Origin of the sequence: Streptomyces sp. NPDC048392 (assembly GCF_043200575.1) — a bacterium.
Taxonomy (GTDB): Bacteria; Actinomycetota; Actinomycetes; order Streptomycetales; family Streptomycetaceae; genus Streptomyces.
Genome location: NZ_JBICYB010000025.1, coordinates 1 through 22,920, shown reverse-complemented (window position 1 = coordinate 22,920; position 22,920 = coordinate 1). Strand labels below are relative to the sequence as shown.

Genomic DNA, 22,920 nt, shown 5'->3' with positions numbered 1-22,920 from the left:
CGGGTGCCGCGCGCCTCGCCACCGCACCGTGCCCCCGCCGGTCAGGCCAGTGCCGCCGTCTTTCGCCTCGCCCCGCCGGGCGCCGCGTCGCCCGCCGCGATGCCCGTGCTGCGGTAGGCCCTGACCGCCTTGCCCGCCGGGCGGCCCGTGTTGCCGGCGAGCCAGTCCACGCGGACCCACAGCAGGGCGTCCCGGGACTGCTCGCGGCGGCCGATCCAGGCGGACTTCAGCCACAGCCCGGCACCGCAGCCGGCCATCAGCAGTCCGGCCGCGGCGGGCACGGCGAAGGCGCTGCCGAGGGCGGCGAGGAAGGCGAGGAGCAGCCACCAGCGGTGGCCCCTGCGCCAGTTGCGCAGGGTCACCCGGCGGTCCTGGAGCACGTCGTGCCTGCCCGCGCGGACGGCCGAACCGGCCAGGGCGGTGTAGCGCCGTCGGCGCGCGTACGCCACGACCGCCGCGGCGACGACGAAGAGCGCGGCACCGGACAGTACCCCGATCCGGCGTCCGGTGAGTCCCGGCACCAGCACGCCGATGCCCGCCGCGAAAACGCCCAGCCACCACAGCGGCGCCGCGCCCGCCCGTACGACCACGGCGACCCGAGCCAGCCCCACCTGTCCTCCGCGCGCCACGTCCTGCCTCCCGTTCCGTTCCTGCCTGTGCGATGCGTCTGAAGGGTGTGTCAGGAGCCGCACTGTAACGGGGCAAGCTGAGACGAATCTGAGAACGTGTCCGCAGTTCCGGGCCGGTCACTTCCGAGGCGCTCAGATGACTCGGAGGCACTCGGGGGCACTCGGGGGTACCTCGGGGCACTCGGGGGTACCTCGGGGCACTCCGGGGCACCTCGGGGCACTCCGGGGCACTCCGGCTCACTCGACGAAGAGGCCCCGCGCCGCGGCCTTCGCGTCGAACTCCTCCAGCCGGGCCTGCGCGTCCGGCAGGTCGTCGCACATCGCCTCCAGCAGCACCCGGCCGAGCAGCATCGGCGCGCAGGCGGTGTCGAAGGCGAGGCCGGTGCCGACGGCGGCGGGCAGCAGCAGGTCGGACACCTTGGCGACCGGCGCGAACGCGGAGTCGGCGACGGTCACGACGGTGAGCCCCGCCTCCTTGCCGTGGGCGAGCGCCTCGACGACCTCGCGCGGATGCCGGGGCAGGGCGAAGCAGAGCAGGGTGCTCGCCCCGGCCCGGACGGCGGCGTCGATGCGGTCGTGCAGCATGGTGCCGCCCTCGCCGAGCAGCCGGACGTCCGGGTGCACCTTGGCGGCGAAGTAGGCGAAGCCGTGCGCCTGGGCCGCGGCGGCCCGCAGCCCGAGCACCGGCAGTGGCCGGCTTCCGGCGAGCAGGCGGCCCGCCTCCCGCACCGGCCCCGGGTCGGCCAGCACCTCCGCCAGGTGCCGCAGGTTCTGGATCTCGGCGGCCACGGCCTGCTGGTACTCGTTGCCTGAGCCGGTGTCCGCGACCGGCTCCGCGGGAGCGACCTCGCGGAGGTGGCGGCGCAGCGCCGGGTAACCGTCGAAGCCGAGGGCGACGGCGAAGCGGGTCACCGACGGCTGGCTGACCCCCGCCAGCTCGGCCAGCTCCACGCTCGACAGGAAGGGCACGTCGAAGGCGCGGCGAACCATGCTGTGCGCGATGCGCCGCTGGGTCGGTGTCAGGCGGTGCCCTTCGAAGAGGGCCTGCAGCCGCGCGGCGGGGGTGTCGGTCGCGCCGGTGCGGCTCGTACCGCCCGTCCCACTGGTGCCGCCGGTCCCGTTCATGACGTGGCCCCCTCGACCTATTCACGCTCCCCGGATTCTGCATACCGTTATACAGGCACCGGCGCCCGCCGGTCGGCCCGTACCGGCCGGCCCCCACCGGAAACGGGGGCTTTCCCCAGTGCCGGAGCCGCCCCGGCTGCCTACCGTGGAGGCCATGACGGGAATGGACGCGCGCGACGCCGAACTCAAGAAGGAACTCGACGCCACCCTGCGGACCCGCGGGGAGCTGGGTGAGGAGTACGAGTCCGCGCTGGTCGACTCGTTCCTGGAGAAGGTCGACCAGCGCATCGACGGGGCGGTCGAGCGCCGGGTCCGCCGGCAGCTCGCCGAGCAGCAGATGACGGCGGCCCGGGACAGCCGGTCGCCGGGACCCACGGACTCCTTCGGCGAGCGCTTCGGCTTCGGCATCGTCTCGCTGGTGCTCGCGATCCCGCTGTCCGCGATCGGCGGCGGCGTGGCGCACCTCCCCGGGATGCTGGTCGCCTGGGTCGGCATCGTCGGGGTCAACGTGGTCCAGGTCGCCCGCACCAACCCGGACCTGTTCGGACGTCACCGCCGCGCCGGCGAGGACGACGCCTGGGACGACTGAGTGACCGCCCGAGCGCCCGGAACCCGGGCCGCGGCCGGGCGGCCCGGGCTGCCACTCGGGGGCCGGGGGCCGGGGACCTGACGGCCGGGGGCCTGGAGGCCGCGGGCACGGAACCTGACGGCCGGGGACCCGAAGGCCGCGGGCACGGAACCTGACGGCGGGAGGCCCGGGACAAGACTGCGCGGGGACCGCCGCACCCCCATCGCTGAGGGGCGGGACGACGGCGGTCCCCGCGGGGGACGCGCGCGGTCCCGGCCGCACGGCCGGGGCGGCGCGCCCATGGCGTCCTTGGAGGTCCGGGAGCCGCTCCGGAGAGTCCGTGACGCCGTTCGGCGCCGGCGGGACCTGGGAGCCTCCCCCTGGCTCAACGCCCGGGAGGAGCCCCACCGGTCCGTGCCGACACCCCTTACTCTGCCGGTCCCGTGTTAAGCGGCTGCTGCGCGCACGTGACGTGCGCGTACCACTTCCGCGAAGTCCACGGAGATCACCGGGGGGATCAACCCGGCGGCGGGCACCGGCGGTTCACGCCGTGGACACCGCCGGTTCTACCTCCCCCGGGCGAGGAAGGACAGCAGGTCCTGCCGGCTCACCACACCGGTCGGCTTGCCCTCGACGAGCACGATCGCCGCGTCGGCGCCGCCGAGCACCGACATCAGGTCCGCGACCGGCTCGCCGGAGCCGACCTGGGGCAGCGGGGCGGACATGTGCTTCTCCAGCGGGTCCTCCAGTGCGGCGCGCTTGGTGAAGAGCGCGTCCAGCAGCTCGCGTTCCACGACCGAGCCGACGACCTCGGCGGCCATCACGTCCGGGTGGCCGGCGCCGGGCTTGACGATCGGCATCTGCGAGACGCCGTACTCGCGCAGCACCTCGATGGCCTGGCCGACGGTCTCGTCCGGGTGCATGTGGACGAGGGAGGGGATGTGACCGCCCTCCTTGTGGTTCAGGACCTCGGCGACGCGGGCGCTGGGGCCGGCGTCCTCCAGGAAGCCGTAGTCGGCCATCCACTCGTCGTTGAAGATCTTGCTGAGGTAGCCGCGTCCGCTGTCCGGCAGCAGGACGACCACGACGTCGTCCTCGCCGAGCGGGGCCGCCACCTCGAGCGCCGCGACGACCGCCATGCCGCAGGAGCCGCCCACCAGCAGGCCCTCCTCCTTGGCGAGGCGGCGGGTCATCTGGAAGGAGTCCTTGTCGGAGACGGCGACGATCCCGTCCGCGATGTCGCGGTCGTACGCCGTCGGCCAGAAGTCCTCGCCGACGCCCTCGACCAGGTACGGCCGCCCGGAGCCGCCGGAGTACACCGAGCCCTCGGGGTCGGCGCCGATCACCTTGACCGCGCCGTCGCTGGCGTCCTTCAGGTACCGGCCGGTGCCGGAGATGGTGCCGCCGGTGCCGACGCCGGTCACGAAGTGGGTGATCCGCCCCTCGGTCTGCTCCCACAGCTCGGGGCCCGTGGAGTGGTAGTGCGAGAGCGGGTTGTTCGGGTTGGAGTACTGGTCCGGCTTCCAGGCGCCCGGCGTCTCGCGGACCAGCCGGTCGGAGACGTTGTAGTAGGAGTCCGGGTGTTCGGGGTCGACCGCCGTCGGGCAGACCACGACCTCGGCGCCGTACGCCCGCAGCACGTTGATCTTGTCGGTGGACACCTTGTCAGGGCAGACGAAGATGCACTTGTAGCCCTTCTGCTGGGCCACGATGGCGAGGCCCACGCCCGTGTTGCCGCTGGTCGGCTCGACGATGGTGCCGCCGGGCCGCAGCTCTCCGCTCTTCTCCGCGGCTTCGATCATGCGCAGGGCGATGCGGTCCTTCACCGAGCCGCCGGGGTTGAAGTACTCCACCTTGGCCAGGACGGTCGCCCTGATGCCCTTGGTCACGCTGTTGAGCCGCACCAGCGGGGTGTTGCCGACGAGGCTGATCATCGAGTCGTGGAATTGCACCGTGGTCTCCGGATGCCGCAAATGAATGGTCGATATCGGTACGGCCAGCCTATGGCCTGCCGGTCCGGGGATGCCCCGTGAAGGTCGTTCACCCAGGGTTGAGATTGGGCGACCGTCCGTACGGGGCAAGGAGTGGGTGTACGGGTTGGAGGAGGTGGCGGCGACGCATGACGAGCATGGCGAGGGCGCGGGTGGCCCGGCGGATCGCGGCCGGCGCGGCGTACGGCGGCGGCGGCATCGGGCTGGCGGGTGCGGCGGCGGTCGGCCTGGTGGTGGCGGAGGTCCAGCTGGCCAGGCGCCGGGTGGGCATCGGCACGCCCGACCGGGTGCCGAACGCGCAGGGGCTGTACGGCGGCACCCTGCCCACGGCCGGTGACCCGCCGCTGCGGCTGGTGATGCTGGGCGACTCCACGGCCGCCGGGCAGGGCGTGCACCGGGCCGGGCAGACGCCGGGCGCGCTGCTGGCGTCGGGGCTCTCGGCGGTGGCGGAGCGGCCGGTGCGGCTGAGGTCGGTGGCGGCGCCGGGAGCGTGTTCGGACGACCTGGACCGGCAGGTGGCACTGGTGCTCGCGGACCCGGGCCGGGTGCCCGACATCTGCGTGATCATGATCGGCGCCAATGACGTCACCCACCGGATGCCGGCGACCCGCTCGGTGCGGCATCTGTCCGGGGCCGTACGGCGGCTGCGCACGGCCGGCGCGGAGGTGGTGGTCGGCACCTGCCCGGACCTGGGCACGATCGAGCGGGTGCGGCAGCCGCTGCGCTGGCTGGCCCGGCGGGCCTCGCGGCAGCTGGCGGCGGCGCAGACCATCGGCGTCGTGGAGCAGGGCGGGCGCACGGTGTCGCTGGGCGATCTGCTGGGCCCGGAGTTCGCGGAGAACCCGCGGGAGCTGTTCGGGCCGGACAACTACCACCCCTCCGCGGAGGGGTACGCCACCGCCGCGATGGCCGTACTGCCGTCGGTGTGCGCCGCGCTCGGCCTGTGGCCGGCCGAGGAGGAGCGCCCCGACGCCCTGCGCCGCGAGGGCTTCCTGCCGGTGGCCAGGGCGGCGGCGGAGGCCGCGTCCGAGGCGGGCACGGAGGTCGCGGCCGCCATGCCGTCGGGGCCGCGGGGGCCCTGGGCACTGCTGAAGCGCCGGCGGCGCCGGCGGGTCGCGGAGGCCGAACCGGCCAGCCCGTCCAGTGTCTGAGGACGAGGCCGTTCAGGCCGACCGGGGTTCGGGGGTGCGGCCCCCGGGCACGCCCGCCACGACGCCCCCGCGCGGAGGCCCGCCCAACCGACAGAGGAAAAAGCAAGCGCTTAGACAGTTGCGGTCCATGTCACACCGCCACACCCGTGACCCAGGCCATACGGCCGGGTAACTTCCCAACCAGCCCCGCCCGTGCCCACACCGACTCGCCCCTGGAGCCGTGATGCCCGAAGCCGTGATCGTCTCAGCCGCCCGTTCCCCCATCGGCCGCGCCTTCAAGGGCTCCCTGAAGGACCTGCGCCCCGACGACCTGGCCGCCACGATCATCCAGGCGGCCCTCGCCAAGGTCCCCGGGCTGGACCCCCGGGACATCGACGACCTGATGCTCGGCTGCGGCCTGCCCGGCGGCGAGCAGGGCAACAACCTCGGCCGGATCGTCGCCGTGGAGATGGGCATGGACCACCTGCCCGGCTGCACCGTCACCCGGTACTGCTCCTCCTCCCTGCAGACCTCCCGCATGGCCCTGCACGCCATCAAGGCCGGTGAGGGGGACGTCTTCGTCTCGGCCGGTGTCGAGATGGTCTCCCGGTTCGCCAAGGGCAACTCCGACAGCCTGCCGGACACGCACAACCCGCTGTTCGCCGAGGCGGAGGCCCGTACCGCCGCCGTCGCCGAGCAGGAGGGCACCAGCTGGCACGACCCGCGCGAGGACGGCCTCGTCCCCGACCCGTACATCGCGATGGGCCAGACCGCCGAGAACCTCGCCCGCGCCAAGGGCATCACCCGGCGGGACATGGACGAGTTCGGCGTCCGGTCCCAGAACCTCGCCGAGGAGGCCATCAAGAACGGCTTCTGGGAGCGCGAGATCACCCCGGTGACCCTCCCCGACGGCACCGTCGTCAGCAAGGACGACGGCCCCCGCGCCGGCGTCACCCTGGAGGGCGTGCAGGGCCTCAAGCCCGTCTTCCGCCCCGACGGCCTGGTCACCGCGGGCAACTGCTGCCCGCTCAACGACGGCGCCGCCGCTCTCGTGATCATGAGCGACACCAAGGCCCGCGAGCTGGGCCTGACCCCGCTCGCCCGCATCGTCTCCACCGGCGTCTCCGGTCTCTCCCCCGAGATCATGGGCCTCGGCCCGGTGGAGGCCAGCAAGCAGGCGCTGTCCCGCGCCGGGCTGACCATCGGCGACATCGACCTGGTCGAGATCAACGAGGCGTTCGCCGCGCAGGTCATCCCCTCCTACCGCGACCTCGGCATCCCGCTGGAGAAGCTGAACGTGAACGGCGGCGCCATCGCCGTCGGCCACCCCTTCGGCATGACCGGCGCCCGCATCACCGGCACGCTGATCAACTCGCTCCAGACGCACGACAAGCAGTTCGGCCTGGAGACGATGTGCGTCGGCGGCGGGCAGGGCATGGCCATGGTCATCGAGCGCCTGAGCTGATCCACCCCTGAGGGACCGTCAGTAGCATCTCGTGGACGCGGTGTGACACCACGGCCCGGACCCCGTTCACCCCGGGGCTCCGGGCCGTTCTGTGACCCAAACTCCCCCAGGATGTGACCTACCTCTCCCGTCCCCCTGATCAACGCAGGTCAGACCAGCTACCCCCCTGCCTTCCGGGCCCAAAGTCCTGTCCGTTTCGTGACGTTACGCACTGACAGACGGTTAGTCCTCCCTTCAAGCTGATGTAGGAAGTCGGGGGTCGACTTTGAACCGGGAGTACGTCAGTGAGCGCCATGCCGATCGCCCTGCTGCTCACCACGGCCGCCACCGGCGCCGTGGGTGTCGCCGTCCTGCGCAGCATTCTGGTGCTGCGCGGGCAGGTGACCGCCCTGCGCGCCGAGCTGGCCGAGAGCCGGGCCACCGCGGCGCGGGGCCGTGTGCCCGCCGCCCGCACCACCGCCGATGCCGAGGAGATACGCGCCGCCGTCGCGGAGGCGCTCGCCGAGGAGCGCGAGCGGGAACTCGCCGAGGCGCGGGCCTTCTGGGCCGCCCAGGAGACCCGGGACGCCTCCGACGCGCCCCTGCTGCTCGGCCTGTCCGACAGTGAGCTGTTCCTGCCCCGCCAGGCCGACCTCCTCGGCCTGGAGCCCGTGGTCGAGCCGGTCGCGGACTGTGACGAGCCGTCCTCGCAGGACGCGGGTCACGCGGGTCACACGGGCCCCAGGGAGTCCGCCGAGCTGGCCGCCGCGCGCCGCCGGCATCCCTCGCACCCGGACTTCGTGCCGAACCCGTCACCGGCCGTGAACGACCACGACCGCACCGTGGCGGCCCTGGAGGAGCTGGCCGAGGCGAGTATCGCGCTGGCGGACGTCCGTCCCGGCCCGCTGGGCACCCTCGACGTGTACGTCTTCGCCGACGGCACCACCCTGTGCATGACCCCGGGCCACCGCGAGACCGCGGACCGCCTGGCCGCCGCGCTGGGCGCGGGCCAGACGCCGTACCTGCTCGGCGGCTCCGGGATCTCCGGCGCCTACACCCTGACCTTCGCCTGCGGCGAGGAGAACGTGTACATCCTGGCCGACCGCGTCATCGCGTCCCTCTAGTCACCTCCGGGCCGACGGGCCGGGCCGCCTCACGGGGCTTCAGACGCCTGCCCGTCTACGGGCCTCCTCCACCAGCCCCGCCGCCTCCTCCACCTGGCCCTCGTCCTTCAGCACGAGGGCCAAGTCGTGTGCGGCGACGGCGATCTGGTCGGCGGCGGCGAACATGCCCGCGTCCGGCATCTGACGGGGCTCTGCCCCGGGTTCCTCCGCCAGCTGGGCGCGCCTGGCCAACTCCCTGGCCAGGCCCAGTGCCTCGGCGGCCGCACCGCGTTGCAGCCTGCTCTGCGGGGCGGCCCGCAGGCGGTCGGCGAAGTCGTCCACGGCACGGATCAAAGGCGTCGTATCAACCACGGCGCGAGCGTACGCGGCCGTCCGGGACTGTTGCCAACGGGCGAACGCTCAGGCACGGTGACCTGAAGGACCGGCTTACATCCCCATTCGTCCGGAGGCGCCGATGTCCCAAGTCTTCTCCGAGGAGACCCACCGCAATCTGCTCGCCCGCATCCCCCAGTGCACCGGCCGTGAGATCTCCGACTGGCTGCGCGCCGTCGAGGACGGCCCCGCGCTCTTCCGCTTCGAGGAGAAGGTCAGCTGGCTCCGCCACGAACACGACCTCGCGTACGGCCACGCGAAGGCGATCGTCCACGAGTACGACCTGAGAAGGGCCGCGCGCAGGCTGCTGTGAGCGGTCGCCGGCTCCATGACGACGAAGGGGCCCCGGGTACGTAACCCCGGGACCCCTTCACTGGCCGTACTGCCCGGCCGGTCCCTGCGGACCGGCCGGGGGCCGACTAGTCGCTGCTGTTCAGGATCGCGATGAGGCGCAGGAACTCCAGGTAGATCCAGACCAGCGTCAGCGTGAGGCCGAAGGCGGCGAACCAGGCCTCCTCGCGCGGGGCGCCGTAGGCGAGCCCGTCCTCGACCTGCTTGAAGTCGAGGGCGAGGAAGCAGGCGCCGAGGATGATGCCGACGATGCCGAAGACCACACCGAGCGCACCGCTGCGGAAACCGAGGCCGTCACCGCCGCCGAAGACGGCGAACAGCAGGTTCACCATCATCAGGAAGACGAAGCCGAGCGCGGCGGCCATCACGAAGCCGTAGAAGCGTCGGTTGACCCGGATCCAGCCGGCCTTGTAGGCGATCAGCACACCGGCGAAGACCGCCATCGTGCCGATCACGGCCTGCATGGCGGCGCCGTCGGCGATGCGGTTGTCGACGACGCTGGAGACGACACCGAGGAACACGCCCTCGAACGCCGCGTAGAGCAGGATCAGCGCCGGCGTGGGCTTGCGCTTGAAGGACTGGACGAGGGCCAGGACCATGCCGATCAGCGCGGCACCGATACCGATGCCGTACGAGCGGCTGATGTTGGCGTCGTCCACGGGCAGCAGCGCCCACGCGAGCGCGGCCGTCACCACGAGCACGCCGAGCGTGCTCGCCGTACGGATGACGACGTCGTCCATCGTCATCCGGCCGGTGGTGGCGGGCGCCTGCGGCGGCGTGCCGTACTGAAGGTCCTGCTGGGCGTACGGGTTCTGCGCGTACGGGTTGCCGGCGGGCTGCGCGTACGGGGTGCCCTGGGCGCCCTGCGCGTACGGGTTGCCCTGCGTGGCGACGGCGGGTCCCCCGGCCTGCGGCGCGGCGTTGAAGCCCGCGTAGCCGTTGTCGCGGCTGAACCCCCGTCGCGAGAAGACCGGGTTTCTGCTCCTCATTTCACTCCTCCATGGCCACACGACGCGGCCTTGGCTCAAGAGTAATGGAACGGCAAAGGGATGACCCTACTGCTTGGGGAGGATCTTTCCCTCTGCCTGCGGCTCAACACGCTACGCCGGTCAGTGATTCCCCTCACGGCCGGGGTCCCATGCGCCGCCGGGTCCCGCTCACCCGATCGGGAAGCCGGTGTAGGCCTCGGCGAGGTCGGTCTCGGCGGCGCGCGAGGAGGCGATCCGGTCCAGCCGGGCCAGCTGGAGCCGGTCCTCGAAGGGCGCAGCGCGTCCACCGTGCCCTGCTCCAGAATCCCGGCGCGCTCCCTGCGCTCGACGTAGGCACGGTCGCGGCTCTCCAGGACGACCGAGTCGATCCCGGCGTTGTGGAGCAGCCGGGCGAGCAGGAGTCCGGCGGGCCCTGCCCCGATGATGCCGACGGTGGTGCGCATCGGTCGTTCCCTTCGATCGGCGGCGCTGCCTTGATCACTGCCGTTCGCCTGGTGAAATATCCTTCACCAAGTGGTATGAGTTTCCGGTCGGCCGCATGCCGCTGTCAACGGTTGGTTCGGAGGGATCCAAGGGAGGGGCCGACGACGTACCGGTGGTTGTGCCCGGAGCCGGACTTGAACCTGACCCGAAAGGGCCTCTGACCTGCGGCGATGCCGTGACCTCGGTAAACGGTCCCGGATCTTCACGCATCCGCCCGCTTCTTCGCGCCTCGCCCCGTACTCCGTGCGCCACTGGCGCACAGTCTGGCGCACCCCCTGATGGCCTGCCAGGATGCGCACCGCCGACGCGTTCGAGCGCTTCTGGACAGAATCCGCGCGATCTTGGCCAGATCCCCGGCCGAGGGAATCTGAAGCGCTCTCAGCGTCGAATAAGAGGTGGGCCCGACAGCAGGTCTGTCGGGCCCACCGGCGAGCCGGCTGCCCTGCTGCGGAGCAAGGGAGGCCGCTCGCCCGGCGGCTCCGGCACCTGCCTGCGGAGCAAGGGACCGGAGCCGCCTCGCCGCCGCCTGGGACAGACGGCAGCGAGTTCATGCGCCGGAAGTGCGCGGGCGCACCCCCGGGAGCAACCCTAAGCCGTGCGCCTTACCGCCGGGGCAACTTCATTGCCCAAGGCACTCGATGTGGGTGAGTCTCCACTGCAAGTCAGGCCGCATCATTAGCTCTTAGGCTCGACACGTCACGCGTCGCTTCCCCGGCCCGCCTCGACCGTCCCACCACGTCCGAGGCCCTCGGGCTTGGTCGCGCGGGACATCAGGGCCTCGACGACGTCCTTCGGGGTCTGGCCGCCGTGGATGATGTCGACCACGGCCTCCGTGATCGGCAGCTCGACCGTGTGCCGCAGGCCGAGCGCGCGGATCGACTTGCAGGAGGCGACGCCCTCGGCCGTCTGCCTGGTCTGCTCCCGCGCCTGGTCCACGGTGAGGCCCCGCCCGAGCCGGTAGCCGAAGGAGTGGTTCCGCGACAGCGTCGAGGAGCAGGTCGCGACCAGGTCGCCCATCCCAGCCAGGCCGGCGAGGGTCAGAGGGTCGGCGCCCATCGCCGCGCCGAGTCGGGTGGCCTCGGCGAGGCCGCGGGTGACCAGGGCCGCCTTGGTGTTGTCGCCGAGTCCCATGCCGTCGGTGACGCCGACCGCGAGCGCGATGACGTTCTTGATGGCGCCGCCGATCTCGCAGCCGACGACGTCGTGGTTCGTGTACGGCCTGAAGTACGGTGTGTGGCAGGCGTCCTGGACGCGCGCCGCGGTGGCCTCCTTGGCGCAGGCGACGACGCTCGCCGCCGGCATCCGCTGCACGATCTCCCGGGCGAGGTTCGGGCCGGACAGAACGGCGATACGGTCGGGGCCCGCGCCGGTCGTCTCGGCGATGACCTCGCTCATCAGCTGGTTGGTGCCCAGCTCGACGCCCTTCATCAGGGACACGAAGACCGTGCGCGGCGTCCACAGCTCCCGCCACGACTCCAGCAGCGGGCGCGCGTACTGCGCGGACACCGCCAGGACGACGATGTCCGCCTCCCGCGCGGCCTCGGCCGGGTCGGCGGTCGCCCGCACGCTGTCGGGGAGCTGGACGTCCGGCAGATAGTCGCCGTTGACGCCCGTGGCGTTGATTGCGTCGACCAGCTTGGGGCGGCGCCCCCACAGCGTCACCTCGCGTCCGGCGTCGGCGAGGACGAGGGAAAACGCGGTCCCCCACGATCCGGCTCCGTAGACAGCGACACGACTGGTCATGCATCCCAAAGCCATCCCACTGTTCTGTTCGGTCATGCAGCCGCTTGGTTGACGAACCCGAGTGACGTGAGGCCCTCGGCGGCGCACAGCCGGTCGGAGGCGCCGCCGACCTCGGTCTGGAGCAATTGGTAGTCGGCGCCGTGCTCGTGGCCCCACCGCATTGCCGCCCGCCACAACGTCCGCCCATAGCCGACACCCCGGTACTGCGGCAGGACACCGAAGTACTGCGGCAGCAGCCGCTCCCGCCCGGCCGCGTCGGTCATCGTCTCCATCGGACCGATGGCGCCGGCCACCGCGCCCTCGTCGAGGACGAGGAGGACCGGGCCCACGGCCCCGTCGACCATCTGCTCGTACAGGAACGCGAAGCCGTCCGCCGCCATCAGGTCCGCGAAGACCCCGAACCGCTCTGGCTCGTCGAGCTGCTCGTACTCCACGACCTGGACGTCCGGGGCGTCGCCCGGGTCGCCGGTGAACTCCTTGAGCTGGACCCGGGTTCCGACCCCACGGGCGTACGCCTCGGGCTGGTCGGGGCCGAGGAACCACACGAGCCGCGCCTTCTGCGCACCGTGGGCAGCGGCGAGCTTACGCGCCAGGTCGGAGCCGGCCGACAGGCTGTCCGGGGCCGACCCGTACACGTGGACCTTGACGACGCCCCCGGCGCGCTCGGCGAGCGTGGGGATCAGGGTCAGGTGCCGGTCATGCTCGATGGCGTCGACCATGACGCGTTCGGTCTTCCTCTCGAACCATCGCTGGTCCTTGTCGTAGGGCAGGAAGCGGTCGGTGCCCGCGGTCTCGACGACGGCCTCGAAGAGGTCTCGCACCGGATCGTCCCGGCGAAGGGGGCCGAGGGTAGGCACGTACGGCACAGGCATCACGGGCTCGATCAGGTCCCAGGAGAAGCGCATAGCCGCACGCTACTCACGTCGACCACACGCCGCAGGCCCCGGCACGAAGAAGCCGGGGCCTACGGATCACTCACCGATCAACCGCGCGGACTAGTGCGGGTTGTCGTCTCCGGCCGCGCACGAGCACTTCGCGCTGTCCATGACGGTGTCCATGTCGGGGACGCTCGTGATGACGGTCACCGGCTGCGCCGGCTCCAGGACCGGCCGCGTCAGGTACGGCAGCCCGTTGTCACCGGGCCCGTCGCTCGGCAGCGGGCGCCTCGGCGAGATCTCGACAGCTACAGCGGTCATTCAGATCACCCTGCTTTCTTGTCTCCGTGCTGGCAGTAAGCCGCCAGCGGGGCCTTCGCCTCCTGGTAGTGCTTTGCCAGGGGCCTGCACACGCGGCAGGTGCCAGCGATGCTGCATCCCGAGCAGCCGCCGGTGCGAAGCATGAGGCGGTCCGCGATGGCACCCAGCCGGGCAAGGCCCTCGATCCCCTCGTGGGGGAGGCTGATCTGGTCGTCGCGGCCGATCTTGCAGATAGACACCAGCCCGAAGGGGTCCATGTGGAAGAAGGTGTGTCCGGCGTTGCAGCCCGTGAACTGCTTGCGCACCCGCAGGTGCTCCTTGGACTGTGCGGTGAGGACCTCACCGCCGCCGTAGATCGTGGGCGTCATGTTCGTGAAGACCTCGTACTCGACGGCCCACGACTCGCACAGGTCCTGCATGGCCTGTTCCTCGTGCCCGTTGTCATCGGTGACGACGATGCTCATCCGCAGCGGCAGACGGGCGTGGCGGCCGGCGTTCATTCCCTGCACGAACTGGTCCCAGGCGCCGGGGCGCTGCGTCAGCTCGTCGTAGCTGGCCTTCGTCGCCCCGTACATCGAGACGGTGACGCGGTACGGCGGGCACTCCCGGAACAGGCGGAGGACGTTCTCACGCCACAGCAGCGATCCGTTCGTGGAGACCGTGATCATCATGCCGAGTTCCCACGCGTATCGGTAGGCGCGCATGAAGTCCCGGTCGATGGTCGGCTCGCCGCCAGTGATCTGGAGGAACAGCACCCCGGCCTCGGCCATGATGTCCAGGCAGCGCCGCTTGTCCTCCCACGGCATCCCGGCCTTCATCTTCTGGCCGAGGTAGCAGTGCTTGCAGTCGTAGTTGCAGCCGAGATTGATCTCCCAGCTCGCCTTGCTGTAGCCCCACGACGAGGGCTGGCGGACGAGGAGGAAGTCGTCGACCAGGCGGACGGTGACGTCCAGGTCTTCCCACTGGGCCCGGAGGGCGTCGGCGAGCCAGGCCGGGGGCGGCTCGGTCGTGTCGAGGGCGCGGAGTTCCTCGTACCTGGCCTCGGGCAGCAGGGCGCCGCCCCGGCTGCCCGGCCGGACGAGGACGTGCTGTTCCAGGAACGGGCTGGCGATGACATGCATGGCGTCTCCAGTCGCGGAATTGGACCGCCCCGGCCGAGGGGGAGACCTCTGGAGTGTTGGTCCAGGCCGGGGCGGGGTCTTGGGGGTGCGCCGTCAGCGCGACGCGAACATGCCGACGGCGAGGGCACCGGCCACCGCGGCGAGTATCAGGGCGTAGACGAGCTGGGCGTGACGCCTGCCGTACATCGACGCCTCCGTCACGGGCGGTTCCGGGATCGGCGGAGCCTCCAGGTCGACCCACACGCATTTACCCCAGTTCAGCCGGTCGGTGCCCCACTTCTCGGCGACCGCGTCGACGAGGGCCAGGCCCCGCCCGTGATCGTCCTCGTCACCCGGGTCGGCCACCCTGGGCAGGGCGCGGCTGCGGTCGGTGACCGCGACGCGCACCTGGTCGCCTTGCGGCCGGGTGACGGTCACCCGGTATGCGGCGCAGCGCGCGTGCAGGACCGCGTTCGTGGCCAGCTCGGAGGCGACCAGCTCGGCCGTGTCGGTGAGGCTGGGCAGGTTCCAGTCGTCGAGAGCCGCGCGTACGAACTCGCGGGCTTCCGCCACCGATGCGGCGTCCCTCAGGAAGGACTTCGTCACCATGAGCGAACCGTCTTCGCCTAACGTTCGGCGGCCCGCCAGGACGTCAAGCACTGGTCCCCATCGCCGCGCGGAAGCGCCCGAACGTCACCATCTGCTTCACGGCGTCCGGCCGGCACACCATGCCGGGCCAGTCCGGTTCGAGGAACCAGCACGATCGGGCGCTGCTCGGAGCGCGAAGCACCGGAACGCCCAGATAGCTGTCGGCGCCGAGGTACTCGGTGTCGGGCTCCCGCCAGTGGCCCGTCGAGGGTACGACGAGGCAGTAGACGAGGTTCGACGACGCGTCCACGAAGGCCGGCCCGCCGAGGAGCGCTTCGTGCAAGTAGGCCGCGATCATGATGTGTTCCGTCATGCCTGCGGCGGCCTCGACGATCACCAGGGGGACGCGGACAGCGTCGAACGACTTGCCGCAGCGCAACAGGGCGATGCCGCCTTTGCGCCACTGCTGCCGGGCGGTTAGCTCATCGTCGGCCGCCGCCAATAGCCACTGCTCGATGGCATGCTGGCGCTCCGCCCCAGTGACTACCGCACCAGTGCCAGACGAGTTACTCAACGCCACTGTTCTCGACGGTTCTTGGGTACGCTCCACCACGGTGGCGACTCCTCCACAGTCGTCCGACCCCGGGCCGGCCGACACGACACGGCCGCCCGGGGTTCTAACGCCGACCAGGGTGGAATCTCGCCGAAGTCTGCACATCCCAGTCACGGGTATACCCATGATGGGTACTCGACTTGATGAGCAGTCGCGCACACTCAGGCCAGCAGGAAGTGCCGCATGCCCTACCAGCCACCGACAGCCCTGCCCGCACATCTCCTCAACGACGAGGAGCTGCAACGCGCCCTCCGAGAACACGACTTCGGGGCCGTCTTCCGTATCGCACGGAGCCGTGCTGGCATCTCGTACGCGCGTATCGCCGAGGAATGCGACATCAAGCCGATCCGGGTCGGCGAGGTGGCGCGAGGTAAGGGCCGGATCACGTCGTTCGCGAAGGTCGTCGCCATCGCCGACGCGCTGCGCGTGCCGGGACGCATGGTCGGGCTGTCGCCCCGCCCGTGGGAGGACAGCGGCTCTCCTGGGAACGAGCACGCTCCAGAGAACGGATCCACCGTGCGCCGCCGTACCGTCCTTCAAGCCGCTTCGACTGCTGGCCTCGCTGCTGCGCTCCCAGCCCTGCACCGACCTGCCGCCCCGCTCCATGTGGCGAACGGCTACGTCGACGAGCTACGGCAGCGCACCGCACGGCTTCGGCGTCTGGACGAGATCCTCGGCGGCGGCGACACCTACCGGGTCTACCTGGGCGAATACCAGGCCACCAAGGGTCTGCTGCGCGACGCTACGTTCACGCCGTCCTCCAGGCTCAGGCTGGTCGCGCTGCTCGCCGAGCAAGCCCAGCAGGCAGGATGGGCCGCCTTCGACGGCGGCAGGCAGGCCGACGCCGAGGGCCTGTACAAGGAGAGCAAGGAGGCAGCCCTCGAAGCCGGTGACCCAGACCTCCACGGCAACGCCCTCGCGTTCCTCGCCTACCAGGCACCCGACCCGCGGGTGGCGGTCGAGATCGCGGCGAGCAGTTGCGAAGGGATCGGCCCCGGCTCGCCTGCCGGTGTCCGCGCCCTCCTCCATGAGCGTCTGGCGTGGGCCTGCGCGGTCGCAGGGCACGCCTCCGGGACAGAGCGTGCGCTCAGCGCGGCGCGGGCCGCGCTGGAGGAACAGCCGGCCGACGAGCCGCAGCCCGACTGGGCCGCGTGGGTCGACGAGACGGAGCTGGACATCATGAGCGGGCGTTGCTGGACGGAACTGCGCCGCCCGCTGCGGGCGGTCCCCGTGCTGATCCGGGCGCTCACCCAGTACGACGACCACCACGCCCGGGACAAGGCCCTCTACCTGTCGTGGCTGGCGGACTCCTACCTTGCGGCCGGGGAGGTGGAGGAGGCCGCGGCGGTGACCGGCCGCGCGTTGACCCTGGCGTCCGGGGTGGCGTCCGTACGGCCTCGACAGCGCCTGGCCCCGGTACTGCGAGAGCTTCACCAGTACCGGAGCGTCAGCGCTGTCCAGAACGTCCTCCAGGCGGCCGGTGCCTAGACCGGCTCGACGGAGTCCTTGATCCACTTGAGGCAGCCGGCTGAGCCCTCGATGGGAACAGCGATCACCTCCGGGTTGTCCCACGGGTGGTTGTCCAAGAGGTGCTTCTCCAGTTCCGCGTACCGGTCCCGGGTCGTGGTGAGCTGGAGCTTCCACTCCTCGCCCTCCCCGAATTCGCCGAGGTGCCAGAACACCGACACCACGGGGCCGGTGATCTGCGCACCTGCGGCCAGGCGTGCGCGCACGGCCCCTTGGGCGAGGGCGACGGCTTGCTCACGTTCCGGGGTAGCGGTGGACACCTGCACAAAGTCAGTCATGCCGCGAGACTAGCCATCGCGTCCGCTCACGGGGAGGGGCGAACCGCGCGCAGGGCCCTGCCCCACGTCGTCACGGCCTCGGCGTCGCAGTACTCGCACAGAGGGCTGCGCGCGCCGACCCCGTACTTGTGGGTCGGCCTTCGGCACTTCGCACAGGGACCGATCTGGTCCCCGGGCACGTGCGAGCCGAGGTGTCCGGCTCGGTCACCGGGGGCACAGCAGTCGTCATCGTGAGTTCCCTTTCCGGACGGGGAGCAGCCGCCCTCTCGAACGAGAATAGAACGATGCCGGTCAGTCCGCGTTGTCACTGTCAGCCCGTACGGTTACACATATGCCCCGGCCCATCCCGATCCGTGATACCTCGCGCCCAGATGCCCAGAAGATCAACGCCCTGATTCGCCTGCTGATGGGCAAGCCAGCCAGCCGCAGCCGGACCACTGAGTACGAGCGTCTCCTCGCCCTGTGGGCGGAGGCGACCCGGGGCGACTTCGAGCGGGCGGCATGACGAAGCCCCACCCGTGCCGGGCCGGTTCGGGTGGGGCCTCGTGTCCAGGACTCCGCGAGTAGCACACTCAAGCTGTGGACGGTCCGACCGTACCGCCCGCAGGTGACCATCCGGCGACGACAGGCCGTGCAAGGGCGTAACTGCGCGGCACGCGCAGCCCCTGCCCACGCCGCAGGCCAGCGGCGATGCCCTCGGCGACGTTCTTCCCGTACCGCTCCAGCGACAGGTTCGCCATCGCGTGCGCGCACTCCCGGCAGGAAACCCGGCCCACGCCGCGGGTGCATACCGCGTGCCCGCCCTGGATGGCGTGCCCGGTGACCGGGTGCCAGCAACCGGGACAGGTCATACGGTCCGCTCCGGGATGCTCTGGCCGGGGTGCGCCTGGGCGAAGTGGTCGCGGACGGCCTGTTCGACGCGTGCTCGCAGCTCTGTAGAGCGGCGCTCGGCCCGCTCGGTGAGTAGCCGTCCGATCTCGCCCGTGTCAGCGCTCAGCGGCACGCTGAGGGGCTCCGTGTCGTCGTCGTAGATGCTGTGCTCGTACGCCCACAGGCAGGTGGCCGGCCCGAGAGCGCAGCGGAAGCGGACGGTGCCGCTGTCCGGGTGCGGCCACAGGGGCGGCAGCTCCGGTTCCGGGATGATCGTTCGTACGGGCGGGCGGGCCATCTCGGTCCGGCGGGCGGCCTCGATCTCGGCGAAACACTCGCGCGTCGAGCGCTGCGGAAGCTGGGCGAGCATGGCGTCAAGGTCAGTGTCGGTGGTCACGGTGTCCTCCGTCTCAGGCGGCGGACAGAATGCCACAAACAGGAGAGCCCGCCCCTGGGGGCGGGCCGGTGCCCGGGGTGGGAGTCGAACCCACACTTGACCGCGTTTAAGGCGGCTGCGTCTAGCCAGTTGCGCCACCCGGGCCAGAACGGAGACGTGCACGGACGACACTACCGAGATCAGGTGACGGCCACTCACATTCCGCCAGAAGGGGCGGATCGTCCGTGCCGCACCCGGGCGTGCGCTCTGCCGTTCACCGAGCCGTCAGGCCCGGCGGTAATAGCCTCTCGTGCGAACGCCGCTGACACAGGGGCGAAATCGGTCAACGGTTGACGCAAAGGGGAGGACGCCCGTCCCGGCGCACGGGGGCGGGCATCCGATCAGGGGCCGGACGGCTCGTCCGGTGGATCCGGCTGAGGCGGCACCACCGGTGGGCCGGACGGTCCGGGCGGGTCGGCGGGAGGCTGAGGCGTACACGGGTCGACGTCGGGGCACAGGACGGCCAAGCGTCCGTTCGCCTGGTCGACGGCGTTGCGGAGGCTTCCGCCGCCGTTGGGGAACACCTCGTACCAGACCTGGCTCAACCGTGTCTCCATCCCGGCCATCCGCACCATGATTCCGGGCCGCGCAGGAACTCCTGGACGCTCGTCTTCTCCGTACCAGTCGTCGAAGAACTGGCTCGCGCGCCGGAACAGGTGCATGACGGACCGGCCCACACGCCACAGGGCCGTCCCGAGGCCCAGAGCGAGCGATACCGCTCCGCCGTACAGCATCACCATGTCCACAGCCGTGTTGCCTGTGGAGACGCTGCCCATCGCCTCTACTCCCCCCACACGAGCGCGGTCAGGACGGCGCTGGCGACCTCGATGCTGTCGGCGCCCTGGTTCAGCAGTTGCACCCGCATGGTCCGCCCGGCGCCCAGGCGCTTGGTCAGCGGGACACAGGAGTACGTCCCGCCAGAGGTGCCGATGACCTCGTGGGGTGGATGGGTGTGCTGCTGCTGTCCGGCGTCGTCGTGTTCGCTCATGCGGACCTGGACGACTTCGCCGACGGCCAGGCCCTCGAACCGCAGGCTGAGCGAGCCGGTGAACCGGGCGGCGCCCTTCACGAAGGTCGGCGAGTTGAGGGCGTGATCGTCGGGCTCGTCGTTCCACTCGGTGGTGAACTCGACGTCGTCCCACAGGTCCGGCGCGAGCTGGTAGGAGCGGGCAAGGCCGAGGTTGACGTACTCAGGGGTCACGGTAGGGGTGAACCTTCCCCTTGATCGTGGACACCTGGAGACTGGGACCTCGAGGTTCCAGAGGAAGTAGCACCAGGTGGGAAGCAAGTACACGAAGCGGTACACCGAGGAGTTCAAGCGGGATGCGATCGCGCTCGTCGACTCCTCGGGCAGGACGGTCACTGCCGTCGCCCGGGAGCTCGGCATCAGCTCCGAGTCTCTGCGGGGCTGGTACCCGGCGGGCGAAGGCGGACCGGGGCGAGGGCGAGTCCGGTGAGCTGACCAGCGGCGAGCGCGAGGAGCTCAAGCGACTGCGCAAGGAGGTCCGTGAACAGCAGCAGACGATCGAGATGCTGAAAAAAGGTGTGCCACGAACGCGGGAGGCTGCTTGCGGTAGTTGAGTAGCTGAACGCGGTGCTGCACGAGAGATGAAGGACTTTCGGCCCTTCGGAGTCGCCCTGCGGGGGGAGGCTTCAAACCGCCACATGCTGCGGAAGCGGTGACGCGACCATGGTGAGCGACTGTGGAAAGGCGTCCGTGAGGCGTCAGGTGGGGATCAGAGAGACGGAGCGCAGTTCCCTTGCAGGGGAGCGCTGTTGACGCGTCGTTATTGATTAAATGGCATCAGAACCGGGTGTTACTTTTTGGCCCGGGATGAGTCTGGCGGAAACCCGTTTACTGGCCAGGTGGTGTCCGGCGTGGAGGCGACGTGAATCTGGTCTGCTGCTTTCGTGCGGAACGCGGGAAGACACACTTCGATGCCTCAACTCTGCATTCTTCATGCAGTGTTGTGAAAGGGAGCCTTCCAAGCGGACAACCCGTGAGGAACTGAGTACCGATGCGAAGTGTGTTGGCGGACCGGTTCGTAGTAGCGGTGAATTTCCTGCTGGGCGCGATGGGAGCGGAGCGAAGGGACCGGATTGTCCGTGGTTCGTTTGTTCGGTCAACCAGGAGTTCCCTGGGAGGAGCTGCGTGGGCGAGCTGAAGTCACAGATCAAGTCGTTCGAGATCTCAAAGACGGAGGTCTGGGAGGCGTACCTGAAGGTCAAGGCCAATCAGGGTGCTCCGGGGGTGGATGGGTGCACGATCGAGGATTTCGAGAAGGATCTGAAGAGGAACCTCTATAAGATCTGGAATCGAATGTCCTCAGGAAGCTACTTCCCCCCTCCGGTGAAAGGCGTGGAAATCCCGAAGTCGCATGGCGGCGGGGTTCGTTTGCTCGGTGTGCCCACGGTCGCGGACAGAATCGCCCAGACGGTGGTGGCCGCTCATTTGGAGAAGCGGGTGGAACCGGTGTTCCACCCGGACTCCTACGGCTACCGGCCGAACAGGTCAGCTCTGAACGCGGTCGAAGCATGCCGGCGGCGGTGTTGGAAGAAGAAGTGGGCCGTCGATCTCGATGTCTCCAAATTCTTCGACAGCGTCCGCTGGGACCTCGTTATCAAGGCGGTGGAGACCCATACCGATGCCGCGTGGGTCGTGTTGTATGTGAAGCGGTGGCTTGCCGCTCCGCTGCAACTTCCCGACGGCACCTTGCGGCAGAGAGACCGCGGAACCCCACAAGGTTCAGCGGTTTCTCCCGTGTTGGCGAACCTGTTCCTGCACTACGCATTCGATCTGTGGCTCTCCCGGAACTTTCCGGACGTCCAGTTCGAACGCTACGCAGATGACGCAGTCGTGCACTGCGACTCCGAGCGCCGGGCCCGTGAGGTCCTGAAGGCGATCGGGGACAGGATGGAAGAGGTCGGCCTGCAACTGCACCCGGCCAAGACCCGGATCGTGTACTGCGGAAGAGACGGGCGTCACGACGGTGTCGCGGCAACGTCGTTCACCTTCCTCGGTTTCACGTTCCGGGCGTCGCCCAACGCGAGACCGGAACGGGAAGATTTTCACGTCTTTCCTTCCGGCGCCCAGCAAGGACGCCCTCAAGAAGATGGGCATGGAGGTCCGTTCCTGGCGGCTCCATATGCACATCGGCTACACCCTCGGCGAGTTCGCACGATGGCTCAACCCCATCATCCGCGGCTGGATGCAGTACTACGGTGCCTTCTATCGCACCGAGTTGTATCCCCTCCTCAAGCGCATCAACTACTACCTGATGCGCTGGGTCCGTAAGAAATACCGAAGGCTGAAGACCTTCAAGAATTTTCACCGGCGATGGAAGCAGGTCACCACCGCGTACCCGCTCTTCTTCGCCCACTGGAAATGGGTCCACTCGATCTGGTGACCAGGATAATAGGAGCCCGGTGACGGGAGACTGTCACGCCGGGATCTGTGGGAGTCCGGGGGTGAAATCCCCCCCCGGGCCACCCGACCGACGGCCTTCTTCGTGAAGGAGAACGACCGGTGAGCGAGCTGTACCGGTTCATCCACGCGGAGAAGGCGAACTATCCGATCGTCCTGCTGTGCCGGGTGCTGAAGGTCGCCCGCTCCTCCTACTACGCCTGGTGCGAGGGCGAGGCCACCCGTCGTGCCCGAAAGGCCGCCGACGACGTGCTCGCGCACGAGATCACCGTGCTGCACATCGCCTCCCGTCGCACCTACGGCGTCCCGCGCATCCACGCCGAACTGCGCCGCCTAGGCCGGCGGGTGAACCGCAAGCGTGTGGCCCGCGTGATGCGCGAGCGCGACATACGCGGCGTCACACGGCGCAAGCGCCGTTCGCTGACCCGGCCGGATGCGAAGGCGAAGCCGGCCCCCGACCTGATCGGCCGTGACTTCCACGCCAAGCGTCCCGGGACCAAGCTGGTCGGCGACATTACCTACCTGCCCGCCGCCCAGGGCTGGCTCTACCTCGCCTGCCGGCTTGACCTGGCCACCCGCGAGGTCGTCGGCTATGCCATGGCCGACCACCACCGCGCCGACCTCGTCGTCGACGCCCTCGACATGGCCCACGGCCGCGGCGGACTCGAGCCCGGCTGCGTGGTTCACAGCGATCGCGGCAGCGAATCCACGTCGACCCAGTTCCGGGAAAGAATAGGCAAGTTCGGGCTGCGGCAGAGCTGCGGACGCACCGGGTCATGTTTCGACAACGCCGCCGCGGAGAGCTTCTGGGCCCTGCTCAAAGAAGAGATCGGCACCCGCACCTTGAACCGCACCGGTTCCAGTAGAGACTCGATTTCATGAAAGGATCGAGTCATGGCACGACCTTCCCGTTATCCGCTTGAGCTGCGCCGTCGCGCG

26 protein-coding genes, 1 tRNA gene and 2 pseudogenes are annotated in these 22,920 nt (G+C 70.2%); 11 read left to right on the top strand and 18 right to left on the bottom strand.

Annotated features, from left to right (window positions below; translation table 11 throughout):
- Window positions 1-41 precede the first annotated feature (41 nt).
- Both ACGFYH_RS27085 and ACGFYH_RS27080 read right to left on the bottom strand, forming a co-directional pair.
- Complete coding sequence (locus tag ACGFYH_RS27085; RefSeq protein WP_393805779.1) at window positions 42-629, bottom strand: hypothetical protein; 588 nt, start codon at window positions 627-629, stop codon at window positions 42-44.
- 237 nt (window positions 630-866) lie between these two features.
- Window positions 867-1,754 (bottom strand): MurR/RpiR family transcriptional regulator, encoded by an 888-nt coding sequence (locus tag ACGFYH_RS27080; protein WP_393805778.1) that lies wholly within the window; start codon window positions 1,752-1,754, stop codon window positions 867-869.
- Window positions 1,755-1,917: 163 nt separating this feature from the next.
- Between ACGFYH_RS27080 and ACGFYH_RS27075 the strand changes: the two genes are divergently transcribed.
- Window positions 1,918-2,343 carry a hypothetical protein gene (locus ACGFYH_RS27075; RefSeq protein WP_393805829.1) on the top strand — a complete coding sequence of 142 codons (426 nt, stop codon included), beginning with the start codon at window positions 1,918-1,920 and terminating at the stop codon, window positions 2,341-2,343.
- Between the two features lie 545 nt (window positions 2,344-2,888).
- Here the strand turns inward: ACGFYH_RS27075 and ACGFYH_RS27070 are convergent.
- A complete protein-coding gene (locus ACGFYH_RS27070) occupies window positions 2,889-4,274 on the bottom strand; it encodes a cystathionine beta-synthase (RefSeq protein ID WP_393805777.1) in 1,386 nt (461 codons plus the stop codon).
- 167 nt (window positions 4,275-4,441) lie between these two features.
- Here ACGFYH_RS27070 and ACGFYH_RS27065 point away from each other — a divergent pair, with 167 nt between their 5' ends.
- The 3 genes from ACGFYH_RS27065 to ACGFYH_RS27055 all read left to right on the top strand — a co-directional run bounded on the left by ACGFYH_RS27065 (window position 4,442) and on the right by ACGFYH_RS27055 (window position 8,011).
- Window positions 4,442-5,464, top strand: coding sequence for an SGNH/GDSL hydrolase family protein (locus ACGFYH_RS27065; RefSeq protein ID WP_393805776.1), 1,023 nt, complete (start codon window positions 4,442-4,444; stop codon window positions 5,462-5,464).
- 223 nt (window positions 5,465-5,687) lie between these two features.
- Complete coding sequence (locus ACGFYH_RS27060) at window positions 5,688-6,908, top strand: acetyl-CoA C-acetyltransferase (protein ID WP_393805775.1); 1,221 nt, start codon at window positions 5,688-5,690, stop codon at window positions 6,906-6,908.
- A 284-nt stretch (window positions 6,909-7,192) separates the two neighbouring features.
- Window positions 7,193-8,011 carry a hypothetical protein gene (locus tag ACGFYH_RS27055; RefSeq protein WP_393805774.1) on the top strand — a complete coding sequence of 273 codons (819 nt, stop codon included), beginning with the start codon at window positions 7,193-7,195 and terminating at the stop codon, window positions 8,009-8,011.
- A gap of 39 nt (window positions 8,012-8,050) precedes the next feature.
- On the opposite strand, the gene ACGFYH_RS27050 is transcribed toward ACGFYH_RS27055, so the two are convergent.
- The gene (locus ACGFYH_RS27050; RefSeq protein ID WP_393805773.1) at window positions 8,051-8,332 is read right to left on the bottom strand and encodes a hypothetical protein; all 282 of its coding nucleotides are present in this window, start codon (window positions 8,330-8,332) and stop codon (window positions 8,051-8,053) included.
- Window positions 8,333-8,465: 133 nt separating this feature from the next.
- Here ACGFYH_RS27050 and ACGFYH_RS27045 point away from each other — a divergent pair, with 133 nt between their 5' ends.
- Window positions 8,466-8,696 (top strand): DUF4287 domain-containing protein, encoded by a 231-nt coding sequence (locus ACGFYH_RS27045; protein WP_393805772.1) that lies wholly within the window; start codon window positions 8,466-8,468, stop codon window positions 8,694-8,696.
- Between the two features lie 106 nt (window positions 8,697-8,802).
- Here the strand turns inward: ACGFYH_RS27045 and ACGFYH_RS27040 are convergent, their stop codons facing one another.
- The 8 genes and pseudogenes from ACGFYH_RS27040 to ACGFYH_RS27005 form a co-directional block, all read right to left on the bottom strand.
- A complete protein-coding gene (locus tag ACGFYH_RS27040; RefSeq protein WP_393805771.1) occupies window positions 8,803-9,723 on the bottom strand; it encodes a Bax inhibitor-1/YccA family protein in 921 nt (306 codons plus the stop codon).
- 257 nt (window positions 9,724-9,980) lie between these two features.
- Window positions 9,981-10,166, bottom strand: a pseudogene (locus tag ACGFYH_RS27035) (FAD-dependent monooxygenase); the annotation flags it as partial.
- A gap of 736 nt (window positions 10,167-10,902) precedes the next feature.
- The gene (locus ACGFYH_RS27030) at window positions 10,903-11,949 is read right to left on the bottom strand and encodes an NAD(P)H-dependent glycerol-3-phosphate dehydrogenase (RefSeq protein WP_393805770.1); all 1,047 of its coding nucleotides are present in this window, start codon (window positions 11,947-11,949) and stop codon (window positions 10,903-10,905) included.
- Window positions 11,950-11,981: 32 nt separating this feature from the next.
- Window positions 11,982-12,854 carry a GNAT family N-acetyltransferase gene (locus ACGFYH_RS27025; RefSeq protein ID WP_393805769.1) on the bottom strand — a complete coding sequence of 291 codons (873 nt, stop codon included), beginning with the start codon at window positions 12,852-12,854 and terminating at the stop codon, window positions 11,982-11,984.
- Window positions 12,855-12,944: 90 nt separating this feature from the next.
- Window positions 12,945-13,145, bottom strand: a complete 201-nt coding sequence (locus ACGFYH_RS27020; RefSeq protein ID WP_393805768.1) for a hypothetical protein — start codon at window positions 13,143-13,145, stop codon at window positions 12,945-12,947.
- Between the two features lie 5 nt (window positions 13,146-13,150).
- Window positions 13,151-14,266, bottom strand: coding sequence for a radical SAM protein (locus ACGFYH_RS27015; RefSeq protein WP_393805767.1), 1,116 nt, complete (start codon window positions 14,264-14,266; stop codon window positions 13,151-13,153).
- Between the two features lie 93 nt (window positions 14,267-14,359).
- Window positions 14,360-14,854, bottom strand: a complete 495-nt coding sequence (locus ACGFYH_RS27010) for an ATP-binding protein (RefSeq protein WP_393805766.1) — start codon at window positions 14,852-14,854, stop codon at window positions 14,360-14,362.
- A 43-nt stretch (window positions 14,855-14,897) separates the two neighbouring features.
- The gene (locus ACGFYH_RS27005; protein ID WP_393805765.1) at window positions 14,898-15,446 is read right to left on the bottom strand and encodes a hypothetical protein; all 549 of its coding nucleotides are present in this window, start codon (window positions 15,444-15,446) and stop codon (window positions 14,898-14,900) included.
- A 183-nt stretch (window positions 15,447-15,629) separates the two neighbouring features.
- Between ACGFYH_RS27005 and ACGFYH_RS27000 the strand changes: the two genes are divergently transcribed.
- Window positions 15,630-16,934, top strand: coding sequence for a helix-turn-helix domain-containing protein (locus ACGFYH_RS27000; RefSeq protein WP_393805764.1), 1,305 nt, complete (start codon window positions 15,630-15,632; stop codon window positions 16,932-16,934).
- On the opposite strand, the gene cutA is transcribed toward ACGFYH_RS27000, so the two are convergent.
- The gene (gene cutA, locus ACGFYH_RS26995) at window positions 16,931-17,251 is read right to left on the bottom strand and encodes a divalent-cation tolerance protein CutA (RefSeq protein ID WP_393805763.1); all 321 of its coding nucleotides are present in this window, start codon (window positions 17,249-17,251) and stop codon (window positions 16,931-16,933) included. The two genes, ACGFYH_RS27000 and cutA, sit on opposite strands and share 4 nt — an antisense overlap.
- A 331-nt stretch (window positions 17,252-17,582) precedes the next feature.
- Here cutA and ACGFYH_RS26990 point away from each other — a divergent pair, with 331 nt between their 5' ends.
- Complete coding sequence (locus ACGFYH_RS26990; protein ID WP_393805762.1) at window positions 17,583-17,756, top strand: hypothetical protein; 174 nt, start codon at window positions 17,583-17,585, stop codon at window positions 17,754-17,756.
- Between the two features lie 67 nt (window positions 17,757-17,823).
- Here ACGFYH_RS26990 and ACGFYH_RS26985 read toward each other — a convergent pair whose 3' ends face one another.
- The 5 genes from ACGFYH_RS26985 to ACGFYH_RS26965 all read right to left on the bottom strand — a co-directional run bounded on the left by ACGFYH_RS26985 (window position 17,824) and on the right by ACGFYH_RS26965 (window position 19,758).
- Window positions 17,824-18,102: a hypothetical protein gene (locus tag ACGFYH_RS26985; RefSeq protein WP_393805761.1), complete on the bottom strand. Its 279-nt coding sequence runs from the start codon at window positions 18,100-18,102 to the stop codon at window positions 17,824-17,826.
- The gene (locus ACGFYH_RS26980; protein WP_393805760.1) at window positions 18,099-18,518 is read right to left on the bottom strand and encodes a hypothetical protein; all 420 of its coding nucleotides are present in this window, start codon (window positions 18,516-18,518) and stop codon (window positions 18,099-18,101) included. Before ACGFYH_RS26980 ends, ACGFYH_RS26985 begins: the two co-directional genes overlap by 4 nt.
- 69 nt (window positions 18,519-18,587) lie before the next feature.
- A tRNA-Leu gene (locus tag ACGFYH_RS26975) sits at window positions 18,588-18,662 on the bottom strand.
- A 236-nt stretch (window positions 18,663-18,898) separates the two neighbouring features.
- The gene (locus tag ACGFYH_RS26970) at window positions 18,899-19,333 is read right to left on the bottom strand and encodes a hypothetical protein (protein ID WP_393805759.1); all 435 of its coding nucleotides are present in this window, start codon (window positions 19,331-19,333) and stop codon (window positions 18,899-18,901) included.
- Between the two features lie 5 nt (window positions 19,334-19,338).
- Window positions 19,339-19,758: a hypothetical protein gene (locus ACGFYH_RS26965; RefSeq protein ID WP_393805758.1), complete on the bottom strand. Its 420-nt coding sequence runs from the start codon at window positions 19,756-19,758 to the stop codon at window positions 19,339-19,341.
- A 76-nt stretch (window positions 19,759-19,834) separates the two neighbouring features.
- Between ACGFYH_RS26965 and ACGFYH_RS26960 the strand changes: the two genes are divergently transcribed.
- The 4 genes and pseudogenes from ACGFYH_RS26960 to ACGFYH_RS26945 all read left to right on the top strand — a co-directional run bounded on the left by ACGFYH_RS26960 (window position 19,835) and on the right by ACGFYH_RS26945 (window position 22,863).
- Entirely contained in the window at window positions 19,835-20,014 is a 180-nt protein-coding gene (locus ACGFYH_RS26960; protein ID WP_393805757.1) for a transposase, read from the top strand.
- Window positions 20,015-20,355: 341 nt separating this feature from the next.
- A pseudogene (gene ltrA / locus ACGFYH_RS26955) lies at window positions 20,356-21,558 on the top strand (group II intron reverse transcriptase/maturase); the annotation flags it as partial.
- Between the two features lie 112 nt (window positions 21,559-21,670).
- Window positions 21,671-21,964, top strand: coding sequence for a group II intron maturase-specific domain-containing protein (locus ACGFYH_RS26950; RefSeq protein WP_393805756.1), 294 nt, complete (start codon window positions 21,671-21,673; stop codon window positions 21,962-21,964).
- 119 nt (window positions 21,965-22,083) lie between these two features.
- Entirely contained in the window at window positions 22,084-22,863 is a 780-nt protein-coding gene (locus ACGFYH_RS26945; protein WP_393805755.1) for an IS3 family transposase, read from the top strand.
- The last annotated feature ends 57 nt before the right edge of the window (window positions 22,864-22,920 follow it).

Bases quoted from the DNA above. Each gene is read 5' to 3' on its own strand.
- ACGFYH_RS27080 (WP_393805778.1), bottom strand. From the start codon at position 1,754: ATGAACGGGACCGGCGGCACCAGTGGGACGGGCGGTACGAGCCGCACC.
- ACGFYH_RS27075 (WP_393805829.1), top strand. From the start codon at position 1,918: ATGGACGCGCGCGACGCCGAACTCAAGAAGGAACTCGACGCCACCCTG.
- ACGFYH_RS27065 (WP_393805776.1), top strand. From the start codon at position 4,442: ATGACGAGCATGGCGAGGGCGCGGGTGGCCCGGCGGATCGCGGCCGGC.
- ACGFYH_RS27060 (WP_393805775.1), top strand. From the start codon at position 5,688: ATGCCCGAAGCCGTGATCGTCTCAGCCGCCCGTTCCCCCATCGGCCGC.
- ACGFYH_RS27045 (WP_393805772.1), top strand. From the start codon at position 8,466: ATGTCCCAAGTCTTCTCCGAGGAGACCCACCGCAATCTGCTCGCCCGC.
- ACGFYH_RS27040 (WP_393805771.1), bottom strand. From the start codon at position 9,723: ATGAGGAGCAGAAACCCGGTCTTCTCGCGACGGGGGTTCAGCCGCGAC.
- ACGFYH_RS27030 (WP_393805770.1), bottom strand. From the start codon at position 11,949: ATGACCAGTCGTGTCGCTGTCTACGGAGCCGGATCGTGGGGGACCGCG.
- ACGFYH_RS27025 (WP_393805769.1), bottom strand. From the start codon at position 12,854: ATGCGCTTCTCCTGGGACCTGATCGAGCCCGTGATGCCTGTGCCGTAC.
- ACGFYH_RS27020 (WP_393805768.1), bottom strand. From the start codon at position 13,145: ATGACCGCTGTAGCTGTCGAGATCTCGCCGAGGCGCCCGCTGCCGAGC.
- ACGFYH_RS27015 (WP_393805767.1), bottom strand. From the start codon at position 14,266: ATGCATGTCATCGCCAGCCCGTTCCTGGAACAGCACGTCCTCGTCCGG.
- ACGFYH_RS27010 (WP_393805766.1), bottom strand. From the start codon at position 14,854: ATGGTGACGAAGTCCTTCCTGAGGGACGCCGCATCGGTGGCGGAAGCC.
- ACGFYH_RS27000 (WP_393805764.1), top strand. From the start codon at position 15,630: ATGCCCTACCAGCCACCGACAGCCCTGCCCGCACATCTCCTCAACGAC.
- cutA (WP_393805763.1), bottom strand. From the start codon at position 17,251: ATGACTGACTTTGTGCAGGTGTCCACCGCTACCCCGGAACGTGAGCAA.
- ACGFYH_RS26990 (WP_393805762.1), top strand. From the start codon at position 17,583: ATGCCCCGGCCCATCCCGATCCGTGATACCTCGCGCCCAGATGCCCAG.
- ACGFYH_RS26985 (WP_393805761.1), bottom strand. From the start codon at position 18,102: ATGACCTGTCCCGGTTGCTGGCACCCGGTCACCGGGCACGCCATCCAG.
- ACGFYH_RS26970 (WP_393805759.1), bottom strand. From the start codon at position 19,333: ATGGGCAGCGTCTCCACAGGCAACACGGCTGTGGACATGGTGATGCTG.
- ACGFYH_RS26950 (WP_393805756.1), top strand. From the start codon at position 21,671: ATGGGCATGGAGGTCCGTTCCTGGCGGCTCCATATGCACATCGGCTAC.